The organism is Planctomycetia bacterium, from assembly GCA_034440135.1.
GTDB lineage: Bacteria > Planctomycetota > Planctomycetia > Pirellulales > JALHLM01 > JALHLM01.
Genome location: JAWXBP010000181.1, coordinates 1 through 12,411, shown reverse-complemented (window position 1 = coordinate 12,411; position 12,411 = coordinate 1). Strand labels below are relative to the sequence as shown.

Sequence of the window (12,411 nt, the reverse complement as noted above, 5' to 3'; positions counted from 1 at the left end):
TACGTGCAGAACGCTTGATGTGGGGTGCCACTGGCGGCTCGTCCGCCAGTGCTGGAGTGGAGCCCACCAGCGCGACCAAACGCGCACTGGCGGACAAGCCGCCAGTGGCACCCATCACAGTCATACACTGCCTAGACATCTCAAGCCCCCCGGCCGATCGTCTTTGCCGCGACCTCTCGATGCGCCGGCAATCCGGCGCGCGAAGGTTACGGTCCTAACGATCGGAATCGTCCTAACGATTGCGGGGGATTTAACGATTCTGCTAGGATTAAGTTGTGTAAAGTGCCGTTGCATCGCTATTCTGCGCGTTTTCACAAGATTAACTCTGCTTTTCGACTCGGTTTCACGCCGAAACTGCTGCGCCGGAGCGAGGTTGAATCTCAGAGCCACGCAGGTCACACCCCACGGAGCCTTTGAAATGTCGTTGCGCCCCCTGTTCATTTCCCGCCGGCAATTTGTTGGCGGCGCCGCCGCTCTGTCGATGGCCGCCTGGTACACGCCCGGCGCGATGGCCGAGGAACTTACCCGCACGCCACAGCAAACCGAGGGGCCGTTTTACCCGGATCACTTGCCGCTCGATACCGATAACGACCTGCTGATCGTCAACGACAACCTCTCGCCGGCCGTTGGCGAAATCACGCACCTGACCGGGCGCATCCTCGACGCCAGCGGCAATCCCGTTCGCAACGCGGCCGTGGAGATCTGGCAGGTCGATAACAACGCCGTGTATCTGCACACACAAGGCGGCGACCGCGCCACGCTCGACAAGAATTTCCAGGGCTTCGGCCGCTTCGTCACCGGTTCCTCGGGCGAGTACTACTTCCGCACGATCAAGCCCGTCGTCTACCCGGGCCGCACGCCGCACATCCACATGGCGGTGAAGATCCGCGGCCAGGACAAATTCGTCACGCAATGTTACGTGAAAGGCGCCAAGGAAAACGAACGCGACGGCGTCCTCCGCGGCATCCGCGACGAGAAGCAACGCGAAAGCGTGATCGTCGACTTCGCCAAGATCCCGGATTCCAAAATCGGCGAACTGGCCGCGAACTTCGACGTGATTTTGGGCTTCACGCCGGAGGGGTGAGAGGGGAGAGAATAGCGGCGTCTTTTCGCGCTAAGCTCAGGGAAGGCCTCCGAAGACTTTTGCCAATGGAGAAGTCTCCGAGGGCCTTCCCTGGGCTTTTTCTTGCGCGATGTCGCGCTCAACAATCACGATTTATTCGTTCCGGCTCGGCGGTCCATTGTTTCGTCCAAGCCCCGTGTTCGGCGTGCGCCAATATGTAGCGAAGTGCGTTTTCGTAGTGGGAGACATCTCGTATGGGGATCGCTTTACTGCGCACTTCCCAGAGCTTGCCCAGCCAGCCCTGCTGTCGCAAGACAAGCGTTACTTTACGCTTCGCTCGACCTGGCCAGTGCCGCTGGCAACCAGACGGCATCTTCGCGAGCAAATGCACATGCTGCATGGCTACGGCGATTGCCGACATGAAAGCGCCGAGCCGAGTGAATTCGGCATAGAGCGCATTGCCGACAAGTGGTTGCCAATAGGGCGTAAGCGAAACCGCATCTTGCTCAAGGGATTCTCGGCTGCGGAGTTCGATTTCCGAATAGTCGTCGGTCGGCGGATTCTTGTAATCGCCATCTATGTGTTGGCGATGATGGCGCGTACGAAAACCGCGAGCGTCGCCGTATAGCCAAGCGCCATAAGTGGTGACTATGACGTGATACCAGACGCGGTCGTCAACGTTCATCAAATCACCGTTATTGCGGCGCTCGCGGTTAAGCCCAGGGAAGGCCTCCGATGATTGTTCCATCGGCAAAAATCTTCTAGGGCCTTCCCTGGGCTTTTCTTGCACGATATTGACCAACTTAACACCGCATTCTTCACTCCATCCAGGCAAAGCCTGGGCTGCTCGTCGGGCTTCGGTGCCCTTGGCAATCCGTTTACGAGCAGCCCAGGCAATGGAAATCGAAACTACGAACAGCCCATGCTGTTGCCGCAGTTGTGGCAGAGATAGCAGTTGCCGTTGCGGACCGTGATGGCGCCGCACATGTCGCAGGAGGGAGCGTCGAGTTGGAAGCCGGCGAATTGATCGCCTTGCCCCGTGAGGTGCGCCTTGGCGGATGGCTTCGCGCGGAGCGCTACGCCTGCCCGCTCCAGGAGCGCGGCCTGGCTGTCGGCCGCATTCGCGCCGGCGTCCTGACGCGCCGTGCTGTTTCCGTTCGTGCCATGGCCGTTCGTCCCAGACGATTTCCCGTTCGTGTGCCCGTTCGGCCCACGGCCGTTGGTCGGCACGGCCGACGACTGCAGCCGAGCGCTTGTGGCTTCCGACTTCGCGACACTTGGCGTTCCTCGCCCCACGGACTGCCCGCCGGCCTTCTTGGCGGCGGGCTTGGAATCAGGGTCGGCATCATCTCCCGAGCCGGCCGCGTTGGCCGACTCTCCTTTCCCGCCCGCCGCTGGGAGCCCCAGCGACGCCTCGCGGAAGCCGGGCAGGAAGGTCATGCCCAGCCAGCGGAAGATGTAATCGACGATGCTCTTCGCCATGCGGATGTCCGGGTTGTTGGTGTAACCCAACGGCTCGAACCGCGTGTGCGAGAACTTGTTGACGTAGACCTCGAGCGGCACGCCGTATTGCAGGCTCATCGAGACCGCGGTGCCGAAGCAATCCATCAAACCGCCGATGGTGCTCCCTTCCTTGGCCATGGTGATAAACAACTCGCCGGGGCGGCCGTCGTCGTAGAGCCCGACGGTGATGTACCCTTCGTGCCCGGCGATGTTGAACTTGTGCGTGATCGAGTTCCGCGTATCGGGCAGCCGTTCGCGTCGCGGCGTGGCGACCTGCTTGGCGGCGGCCTTCGACGCTTCGCTTGAGGTGTTGAGCGGCTGGCTTTCCTTCGAGCCGTCGCGATAAATCGCCAGCGCCTTGAGGCCCAGCCGCCAACCTTCGATGTAGGCGTCGGCCACGTCGGCCGGCGTCGTGTCGCGCGGCATGTTGACGGTCTTGGAGATCGCCCCCGAGAGGAACGGCTGCGCGGCCGCCATCATGCGGACGTGCGCCCGCCAGTTGATCGAGCGGGAGCCATTGGCCGGCGTGAAGGCACAATCGAACACGGCGAGGTGCTCGTCGTGCAGGTCGGCGCACCCTTCGATCGTATCTTCGCGATTGATATACGCGACGATCGATTCGATCTTCGGCTGGTCGTAACCGAGCGTCTTCAAGGCGAGCGGCACGGTGTTGTTGACGATCTTCAACATCCCACCGCCGGCCAGTTGCTTGTATTTCACGAGCGCGATGTCCGGCTCGATGCCCGTGGTGTCGCAATCCATCAGGAAGCTGATCGTGCCGGTGGGCGCGAGCACTGTGGCCTGGGCGTTGCGGTAGCCGAACCGCTGGCCGGCGTCGAGCACTTCGTCCCAGAGCTTGCGGGCGGCTTCGTGCAGATACGTCGGGCATTCCGGATTGATCTGCTCAACCGCGTCGCGATGCATCTGCATGACGCGGAGCATCGGTTCGCGATTTTCCGGGAAACGCTCGAACGTGCCGACCGAGGCGGCCAATTCGGCGCTGGTCAGGTTGGCGTTGCCGTGCAGCAAAGCGGTCAGCGCTCCGCTAAGAGCATAGGCGCCTTCCGAATCGTACGGGAAACCGCTCGCCATGATGAAGCTGCCCAGGTTCGCGTACCCGAGGCCAACCGGGCGGTACAGGTGGCTGTTATGGGAGATCCGCTTCGTGGGATAGCTGGCGTGATCGACCAGGATCTCCTGGGCCACGAAGAACACGCGGCAGGCGTGATGGAAGCGTTCGACGTCGAATGAGCCGTCTTCCTGGCGGAACTTCATCAGGTTGATGCTCGCCAGGTTGCAGGCCGTGTCGTCGAGGAACATGTATTCCGAGCACGGATTGCTGGCGTTGATGCGGCCCGAGTTCGGGCAGGTGTGCCAGCGGTTGATCGTCGTGTCGTATTGCACGCCCGGATCGCCGCAGAACCAGGCGCACTCGGCCATTTTGGCGATCACGTCGCGGGCCTGGAACACCGGGCCGTCCTTGGACGGATTGGTGACCCAGTGCGTGCGCCATTCTTTGTCTTCGTTCACGGCCTGCATGAACTCGTCGGTCAGGCGGACCGAGAGGTTGGCGTTCTGGAACAGAATGGAGCTATACGCTTCGCCATTGAAGTTCGATTCGTAGCCTCCCTTCTCGATCAGCACGCGGGCCTTCTTTTCTTCCTTGGCTTTGCACTCGATGAATTCCATCACGTCGGGGTGCCAGACCTTGATCGATTGCATCTTGGCGGCGCGACGGGTCTTGCCGCCGCTCTTCACCACGGCCGCGATCTGGTCGTACACCCGCATGAATGACAGCGGGCCGGAAGGGCGACCGCCGCCGGAGAGCTTCTCGCGATGCGAGCGGAGCGTGGAAAGATCGGTCCCGGTGCCGGAGCCGAACTTGAACAGCATGGCCTCGCTGCGGGCGAGCTCCATGATGTCTTCCATGTTGTCCTGCACGCTCTGGATAAAGCAGGCCGAACCCTGCGGATACGCGTACGGGTTCTCCGGCTGCTCAACCGTGTTGGTCTCCGGGTTCCAGAACCAGTTGCACTTCGTCCCCTTTACACCGTACTGGTGGAACAGCCCGACGTTGAACCAGACCGGCGAGTTGAACGCCCCGTGCTGGTGGACGCAGAGCCAGGTCAGGTCGCGGTAGAAACGCTCGCCGTCTTCGGGCGTGGCGAAATAGCCGTCCTTGATGCCCCAATCGGCGATCGTGCGGCTGACACGGTGAATCAGTTGCCGGACGCTCCGCTCGCGCTCCGGGGTGCCGTTCTCGCCGTAGAAGTACTTGCTGACCACGACGTTGGTGGCCAGTTGGCTCCAATGTTCGGGGACTTCGCAATCCTTCTGCTCGAACAGCACGCCGCCGGACTCGTCCTTGATCACCGCGGTGCGGAGATCCCAAGTGATGGTCTCGAACGGATCGGCGACCTCGGTCGGGCAGAAGACGGAATCAAACACGAGACCGCGCTGAAACCGGCGTGGGCTCTGCGAGGCACGGGAAGGGACGCCGGGACGCGATTCAACAGCGAGATTGGCCATAGTGCTCAAAACCTCCTGAGCGAAAGAACGGGCATCCGAGCCATTAGTGTACTCCAGTACACCGAATACCACAATCGGCCCAGCTAGCATTCCGGTTTAGGAATAGTAGCTAGAAGGACTGCTGGTTCCATCCGGGTAAGCTGTAGAGACTACGCAATCTTGCGTAGGACATCTATATATTGTAGCGAATGCCCAAGCGGCCACAACAGGTAGTTGTCAGGCGTGTTAGTTTATCGACTCAGAACGGTTCGTCAACCATTTTTTCTGAAACTGATACTAACTGTTTGCTAGCAATCGGGTTGCGAAAGGGGCAATGCCAACACACTTCCTTGAACGCCCGCGCCGACCGCCGCCTAAGCTGAACGCTGACAATCGGTTGCGCGTCGCGCCCTGCCGCTACGTGACAATCACCCAAGCCGCCGATGCCGCCAAGATCGCGAATGCAGCGCCAATTTGCAGTGCAAAACGCCTCTCGCGATAGCTGCCTGCGACGGCCCCAGCAAAGGCGAGGGGCGCGAAAGGCGCAATCAACAGCCCCGGCGCCGCTGGCCGCGGCTCAATGCAGCCAATAAAGGCCCAGCCGCAGGCCAGGACGGCGTACAAGAGCGCCAAACCCGCGAGCGGTACTTGATCCGCCTTCCGCCAAGCTACGGCCGCATATCCGGCGAACGCCGCAGCCGCCAGTAGGGCGAAGATGCCGTAGACCAGGCTTACCCGGTACGTGATCAACATTGCCAGCGCACCCAAACTGACGATCATTGCGGCCAGCATGGTCTTGGGATCGATGCGACGTAGCAGCGGCTCGATCGCGAGCGTGACGGCGAGGATGTAACCGGCCAGCAGCGCAATACAAATCGGTCGCGGTGGCCAAAGTGCGGGCCAAGTGGGCGTGAGAAAGTACGCGCAGGCCAACGCCGCCGCGGCGTATAACGCCCAGCGCAACGCGGTCGGGCAGCGCGGCACCGCGGCGAATCTTGCCACCACCGCCGCCCCGAGCACCAAATACGGTGGCCAATGAAAGTGCCGCGTGGGCGGGATCGCGTCGTCGTACGCCAGCAGGAAGTAGCCAGCCGCATACGCGACAGCGACGGCCAGCAGCGACACCACGCCGCGTCGGCACTCAGGCAACCAGCGCCAGCCCGCCCAGGCGATCGCGCCGCTGAGGGCAAACGCGATCGCGAGGGCGAGGATTTCGGTGGGCGAGATCATCGGGCTTCCTTTCGCGGAGCGAAAGGAGACTTTGGGTTATGGAGATAGCGGCGAGGATCGAACTACGGCGCGGTTTCCGGGAGCTTTTCCGTTTTTTCGCCGATCACGATCGTCATCGCGACTTCGTCGTGGACGCCGTCCAGTTTCTTGTCCATGCCGAACTCGGCGCGCTTCAGCGGGAACTCTGCGTGGAGCGTTGGCTTATCGTGAGCGATCGCCACTTTCGCCGGGAAGGTGATTTCCTTGGTCACGCCATGCAGCGTCAGGTCGCCGGTCACGGTGACTTCGCCGTCGGCCGCGCCGTCCTCGAACTTGGTGCTCTCGAACTTCGCCGTGGGATACTCACGCGTGTCGAGGAAGTCGGGCGCGTTCAGATGCGCCGTCAGCGGTGGGTGTTGCGTCCAGAGCGAATCGGCCGCGATATCCACAACTACGGACGCGATCTTCCCGTCCGCGTCGAGCTTGACCACGCCGGAGAATTTCTCGAAACCGCCGGTCCGCGGCTTGGGTTCGGCGCCGACGTGCGTGCCGACGAAGCCGATCTTCGTGTTCTCGGGGCCGATGGCGAGTTCGCCTTCGGTCGCTGACGCCGACGTCGTCGCCGCGGTTGTTTCCTCGCCGTCTGCGGCGGCGGAAGTCGAGGCGGGCTCTGCGCTCGAGGAAGTAGCGCGGCCCCCTTCGATGACAGGTTTACCGCAACCCAGGCAGACGAGGCCGCAGGCAATCCATAGTCCCAGCTTGGCTCTCATTTTCCGGCTCCAATTTCGGGCAGTGTGTGTGTTGGGTCGAACGGGCAGTGTAGCCGAACCGCGCTCACGTCGCCTAGGACGCGCTGCGCGCACACAGTCTGGACAATTCGCTATGGCGAGCCGAAAGTGAAGGTTTGCCTGCATCCAACTTGATTGATGAGTTCCTCACCGCGCACATGCCCAAGCAACTGAGCCGACCGCAAATCATCACCGAACCGCGCGCGATGACCGCCTGGGCGGAACAGCAGCGCAGCGCCTCGCGCCGCATCGGCGTCGTGCCGACGATGGGGGCGCTGCATGCCGGGCATGTCAGCTTAGTCGAGCGCTCGTGCCAGGAATGCGATGCGACGGTGTTAACTGTCTTCGTCAACCCAACGCAGTTCGGGCCGCACGAAGATTATCAAAAATACCCGCGGACGATGGAGGCAGATCTCGCGGCGATCGCCCATCTGCCGGTCGAGGTGGCGTTCTGCCCGACGACGAGCGCCATGTATCCGCCCGAACACGCGACACGCGTGGAAGTGGCGGGGCCGGCGCTGCCGTGGGAAGGGGCGCATCGTCCCGGACATTTCTCGGGCGTGGCGACGATCGTGCTCAAGCTGTTCGAGATCGTCCGGCCGCAGGTCGCGTACTTCGGGCAGAAGGACTATCAACAAATCCTGGTCGTCCGGCGCATGGTGGAAGACTTGAACGTGCCGGTCGAACTGGTCATCTGTCCGACATTGCGCGAAGCCGATGGCCTGGCGATGAGCTCCCGCAACGCGTATTTAAGTGCGGCATCACGCCAGAAGGCGCTACGCTTGAGCCAGTCGCTCAAGCTGGCCCAAGAGCGATTCCGCGCCGGCGAACGAGACGCCGCAAAGTTGCGCGCGGAGATGTTGGCGTTGTTCCAAGACGTGCGAGGAGTGCAAGTCGATTACGTGGCGCTGGTCGACCCGACGTCATTGGCCGAAGTCGCCGAGCTTGCCGCAACAACGGTGGCGCTTCTCGCCGTGCGCGTCGACGGCACCCGGTTGATTGACAATGCGCGAATTGGGGTCGTGAACGGAGAGCCTCCTCTGCTCTTGTAGCCGAGGTCCGCGACTTGGCGTTTGCGAAGCGCGTCAGTCGAAGTCTGGAATAATCGGCGTGCGGCCGTTCGCGCTGCGGAGCGTTGGAACGCCTGCAAAAAACGCGGCTGGCAGGTTCTTGAGCCAGATTGTGCGCTTCTCGATCTTTTCGACGGACACCACGCGAGCGCCAATGTTATGCACGACCGCTGACGCAAGCAATGTGAAGAACGACGAAAGCAGCAGTACCAGCGGCCATTGCCGATCCAGCGTGACCATCAAAACGATCGACAAGACGCCCTGTCCTAACGCGGCGATCAAAAGGGCCCAAAAAGCACGGTTGAACTTGCACTGGCGCTGTTCGTGCGCTTCACAAAGCGTCACGAACAGCGTGCCTTTGCGTTGTCCGATCAATGAGACCAGCACGAACAACGGCGGGCTGATTACAAGCATGATGAAGAACAATGGATTGATCCACCGAAGCGTCCGCGGTTGCAATGGGCGATCTGTGGACTGTCCGCAGCGTGCGCAAAGTTGAGGCAAGGCAGCCGTATCAGGAAGTATCAAGAACGCGCCCCATCTCCAAGGCCATGCGACCGTTTCTTCGACCAATTCGGCGCTCGCGGCGGTTGGTTCGCCGTCGGCTGGCTCACGATTACTATGAGGCGACGCATAGGGGTTTTCGTTGTTCATAGTGCAAGTATCACTGCTTCGAAGCGTGAATTCAAGCGAGATTTCAACGCGGGTCGATGTGGGTGTCCTAGGCGCGTTCCGCGGCGCTATGTCCTCTCCGTCCGAGGTCGCAGACCTCGGCTACAGACGGAGGGCGTCGACGACGCGATGTGAATCGCACTACGCCGCGCGGGCGATCGGCCCGTGCGGGGCGCGGAGTTGGAAGAGGCCGAAGATTTCCGCGTGCGTCAGGCCGCTTTGACGTTGGCCTTCGGCGCCGCTGAAGATGGTGTCGAACAGCTCTCGCTTTTGTTCGAGCACTTGTTGAATGCGTTCCTCGATCGTGCTGAGCGCCACGAAGCGGCTGATCGTCACGGGGCCGGCCGCGCCGATGCGATGGGCGCGGTTGATTGCCTGATCCTCGACCGCGGGGTTCCACCAGCGGTCGAACAGAAACACGTACTCGCAGAATTGCAGATTGAGGCCCACGCCGCCCGCGCCGTAGCTCATCAGGATCACGCGGCTGCGGCGGTCTTCGCGAAAGCGTTCGATGACCCGTTCGCGCTGCGATTGAGGAATGCGGCCGTGGTATTCCAGCGGATGGAAACGTTTCAACGACTTCGCCAGGTGCGTGAGCGTTTCAACCCATTGGCTGAACACGATCGCCTTCTTACCGCTGGCGGCGACTTCTTCCAAGTCGGCTTCGAGCCGCTCCAACTTGGCGCTTTCGCCGGTGAACGGATCGAAGTTGCAGATCTGTTTGAGCCGCAAGACGAGCTCGAACACATGCTGGATCGTGGCCCCTGCGCCGAGTTCCGTGAGGCGCAGGATGCCATCCTCTTCGGCGAGCCGATAGCTTTCCCGTTGGGCGGCGGTCAGGTCGATATCGGCGTCGCGGAATAACTTCGGCGGCAGTTCGGTCAGCACCTGATCCTTGGTGCGACGCAGAATGTAGTCGGACGCCAACTTGCCGATCCGCCGGGGTTTCATGTCCGCATTCAAGTGGCCGGGCGCGACGAACTCGAAGATGCCGACCAGGTCCTCAGCGCTATTCTCGACCGGCGTACCGGTCAGCGCCCAACTACGGCGTCGCTTGATCGCGCGCACCACGTGACTCGTGGTGCCGGAGCGGTTTTTGATTCGCTGCGATTCATCGAGCAACACCAGGTCGAAATCCAGTTCGCCCGCTTCGACCAACTCGCGATCGCGCATCAGCAACTCGTAGTTGGCGATCCGCACCGGCGTGTCGTTGAGTTGCCATTGCCAGCGCCGGCGGGCCTGGTCTCCTTCGACCACCATCACCGGAATCTCGGGCGCCCATTGCGAGAACTCGCGTTGCCAGTTGCTGACGAGCGGCTTGGGGCAGATCAACAATACGGAGCCGATCTCGCCGGAGTGCAGCAGCAACCGAACGGCCGTGATGGCCTGCATCGTCTTGCCGAGCCCCATCTCGTCGGCCAATACCGCGGCCTCGCGCGGATAAAGAAACGCCACGCCGTCCAACTGATAGGGAAACGGCTCGAAAGGGAATTGCAGTGCGCCGCGCGCGATCCACGATTCGAGCGGAGGCTGCAGCGCGTAGAGCAGGCGATCTTCCAACTTGATGAGATCGCCGGGCGGCTTCAGATGCGTGGCGCGACGCTCGCCCTGCGGCGCCGCGATGGGCGGCGCTATCGCGGGAGCCGCCATCTCACTCGGCAACCAATCCGGGCGGCGATCGATCGGCGGGGCGAAATGAAAGCTCTGCGTCTTGATGCCGACGTCACCGATCGGGAACGAACACACACGTAGCTTGGGCGTGACAACGCGCAGCGTGCGCGCGTCCGACTTCGGCACCGGTGGCATGGTGACGCTGGCGACCGACGGCGTGGTCGACGAGCGAATGGCAATGGTTCGCAAGCGCGGCGCGGGCGTACGCAACGCCTCGCCGCCGAGGCTGAAACTCATGCCGTTCGCCCGGGCGCTCACTTCGCGCCCCGCTGGGCTTCTTCGAGCGCGCCGTGAATCCGCGCGAAGGGTTCAATTAGATCGAATGATTCGGAAAGCGTCGCCAGATACTCTTCCACGCGCGGTCGATCGGATGCGTGATCGCTCGACATCGAAACGCGAAACGCGCCGCGCCGCAACAAGCATTGCTGGGGGACGCCGGCATGGGCGCCATCGACGCGGTAGGTCACGCCGTTTGCTTCGGAAGCGTCGTCGCTTTCGATCAGCAAGACGGGCGTCGCGACGAATTCGCGCAAGGCCAAGACTTGCGATTGGTTCGTACAGATGACGGCCGGTTTCAACGTCGATTTGTTAACCAGCGCCTGGCCGATTTGCTCGCCGTAGAGATAGGCGTCGAGCGTCGGGCCGAACAAAATCGCCTGGGCGCGATTCGGGCGCACGCCGGACGTGCAGTGGAACTCCAGCGGACGCCCGGTGCTGTTTAGCACCAGGTAGCCGCCGAGTAGCCCGTGCTGTTCGTGCTCGATGACGGTCAGAAAACCCAAGGCCGCCGCCGGCCTCGGTTCGCTCGTGCTCATAGGCTCCGCCTGTTAGGCCCAACGCGAATCTGAACTGCCGATCTCTGAGGTCGTTCGCTTGCCGGGACGCGTCAAGTCTCGGTCCCCCAATAGCATCGAGCGCCCGGCGAAATGACTTGACTGAACACGGCAACAACGACGTAACACATGTACTTATAGCGACTTGCGGCTCCCCGGAGATCGCGACAATCAGGCAAGAAACAGTCATGATTCGCGAGTTCGCCGGTTCGCTCGATTTTGCCGATTGTCCGGCCGATAACGGTTGTATCGATCACGCCGGACTGGCTGGAGCGCGCGCTACGCCGCTCGCCTTATTTGGCGGAGCAGGGGGAAACTGGCATGAAACGGATTGCGCTCGCGGCGCTGTGTTGTCTCGTCTTGGCGTTGAACACAGGCTGCCAACATTGTTGTTGGACCATCTTTCCCGATGTCGCCGCCTGCGGGCCGGGCCCCGGCTGCGGCGATCGCTACTGGGGCGATTGGAAAGCCTGTCCGGATCCCTGTGACAAGTGCGCCAACTGGGTCGGTCACGGCCACGCCGGCTACAACAAATGGGGGCGCCGCGATGATGGCGGCGGCTGCATTCCCGATTGCCAAACCTGCGGCCAAAGTTGCAACGGCGGCAGCGGTTGCACGACTTGCGGCACCGCGACCAGCGATTGCGGCTGCGGCAGCTCGCACGGGCAGGTCTATTACAGCGAATAGCGCTGCGACCGCCGGTTAAGTTCCCTCTCTAAAACACAACAGGACGGGTGCCACTGGCGGCTTGTCCGCCAGTGTGGAGTTGGTGCCGGTGATGGGCCTATCTCAAGCACTCGCGGACAAGCCGCCAGTGGCACCCCACGTCAAGCACTCTGTGCCGTTACCTAGCCGCCGATGATGACGTTGAGGCATCCCAAGACCACGGAACCCCCGTGGGCGGTGGAGTCCCCGATCCGCACGGCCGGCGTGCCGCCGATCATGGCGGTCGCCGAGCCCTTGATCACCGAGTCGGGCGGTCCCACGCAAACGGCCGTGTCGCCCAGATGCGATGCCGGCAACCCGCCAATCAGGACGTTGGGGACACCCGGCCCCATGATCGGCCCGCCCACATGCGGCACGGGCCCCGTGGT

General features: G+C 62.1%; 11 protein-coding genes. 3 read left to right on the top strand and 8 right to left on the bottom strand.

Features of this window, described 5'->3' with window-relative positions; translation table 11 throughout:
• Positions 1 to 418: 418 nt before the first annotated feature.
• Complete coding sequence (locus tag SGJ19_10465; protein ID MDZ4780665.1) at positions 419 to 1,084, top strand: protocatechuate 3,4-dioxygenase; 666 nt, start codon at positions 419 to 421, stop codon at positions 1,082 to 1,084.
• Positions 1,085 to 1,202: 118 nt separating this feature from the next.
• Here SGJ19_10465 and SGJ19_10460 read toward each other — a convergent pair whose 3' ends face one another.
• From SGJ19_10460 to SGJ19_10445, 4 genes are all read right to left on the bottom strand, one after another.
• Complete coding sequence (locus SGJ19_10460) at positions 1,203 to 1,865, bottom strand: hypothetical protein (protein ID MDZ4780664.1); 663 nt, start codon at positions 1,863 to 1,865, stop codon at positions 1,203 to 1,205.
• A gap of 107 nt (positions 1,866 to 1,972) precedes the next feature.
• Positions 1,973 to 5,095: a vitamin B12-dependent ribonucleotide reductase gene (locus tag SGJ19_10455; GenBank protein MDZ4780663.1), complete on the bottom strand. Its 3,123-nt coding sequence runs from the start codon at positions 5,093 to 5,095 to the stop codon at positions 1,973 to 1,975.
• 396 nt (positions 5,096 to 5,491) lie between these two features.
• The gene (locus tag SGJ19_10450; GenBank protein ID MDZ4780662.1) at positions 5,492 to 6,304 is read right to left on the bottom strand and encodes a hypothetical protein; all 813 of its coding nucleotides are present in this window, start codon (positions 6,302 to 6,304) and stop codon (positions 5,492 to 5,494) included.
• 62 nt (positions 6,305 to 6,366) lie between these two features.
• Positions 6,367 to 7,053 carry a YceI family protein gene (locus SGJ19_10445; GenBank protein ID MDZ4780661.1) on the bottom strand — a complete coding sequence of 229 codons (687 nt, stop codon included), beginning with the start codon at positions 7,051 to 7,053 and terminating at the stop codon, positions 6,367 to 6,369.
• 134 nt (positions 7,054 to 7,187) lie between these two features.
• Between SGJ19_10445 and panC the strand changes: the two genes are divergently transcribed.
• Positions 7,188 to 8,123 carry a pantoate--beta-alanine ligase gene (panC, locus tag SGJ19_10440; protein MDZ4780660.1) on the top strand — a complete coding sequence of 312 codons (936 nt, stop codon included), beginning with the start codon at positions 7,188 to 7,190 and terminating at the stop codon, positions 8,121 to 8,123.
• A 33-nt stretch (positions 8,124 to 8,156) separates the two neighbouring features.
• Here panC and SGJ19_10435 read toward each other — a convergent pair whose 3' ends face one another.
• The 3 genes from SGJ19_10435 to SGJ19_10425 all read right to left on the bottom strand — a co-directional run bounded on the left by SGJ19_10435 (position 8,157) and on the right by SGJ19_10425 (position 11,299).
• Entirely contained in the window at positions 8,157 to 8,555 is a 399-nt protein-coding gene (locus SGJ19_10435) for a hypothetical protein (protein ID MDZ4780659.1), read from the bottom strand.
• A gap of 399 nt (positions 8,556 to 8,954) precedes the next feature.
• Positions 8,955 to 10,721 (bottom strand): DEAD/DEAH box helicase, encoded by a 1,767-nt coding sequence (locus SGJ19_10430; protein ID MDZ4780658.1) that lies wholly within the window; start codon positions 10,719 to 10,721, stop codon positions 8,955 to 8,957.
• Positions 10,722 to 10,738: 17 nt separating this feature from the next.
• Positions 10,739 to 11,299: a hypothetical protein gene (locus SGJ19_10425; GenBank protein MDZ4780657.1), complete on the bottom strand. Its 561-nt coding sequence runs from the start codon at positions 11,297 to 11,299 to the stop codon at positions 10,739 to 10,741.
• A gap of 339 nt (positions 11,300 to 11,638) precedes the next feature.
• Between SGJ19_10425 and SGJ19_10420 the strand changes: the two genes are divergently transcribed.
• Positions 11,639 to 12,004 carry a hypothetical protein gene (locus SGJ19_10420; GenBank protein MDZ4780656.1) on the top strand — a complete coding sequence of 122 codons (366 nt, stop codon included), beginning with the start codon at positions 11,639 to 11,641 and terminating at the stop codon, positions 12,002 to 12,004.
• Between the two features lie 161 nt (positions 12,005 to 12,165).
• Here the strand turns inward: SGJ19_10420 and SGJ19_10415 are convergent, their stop codons facing one another.
• The gene (locus SGJ19_10415; protein ID MDZ4780655.1) at positions 12,166 to 12,399 is read right to left on the bottom strand and encodes a PAAR domain-containing protein; all 234 of its coding nucleotides are present in this window, start codon (positions 12,397 to 12,399) and stop codon (positions 12,166 to 12,168) included.
• Positions 12,400 to 12,411: the final 12 nt, after the last annotated feature.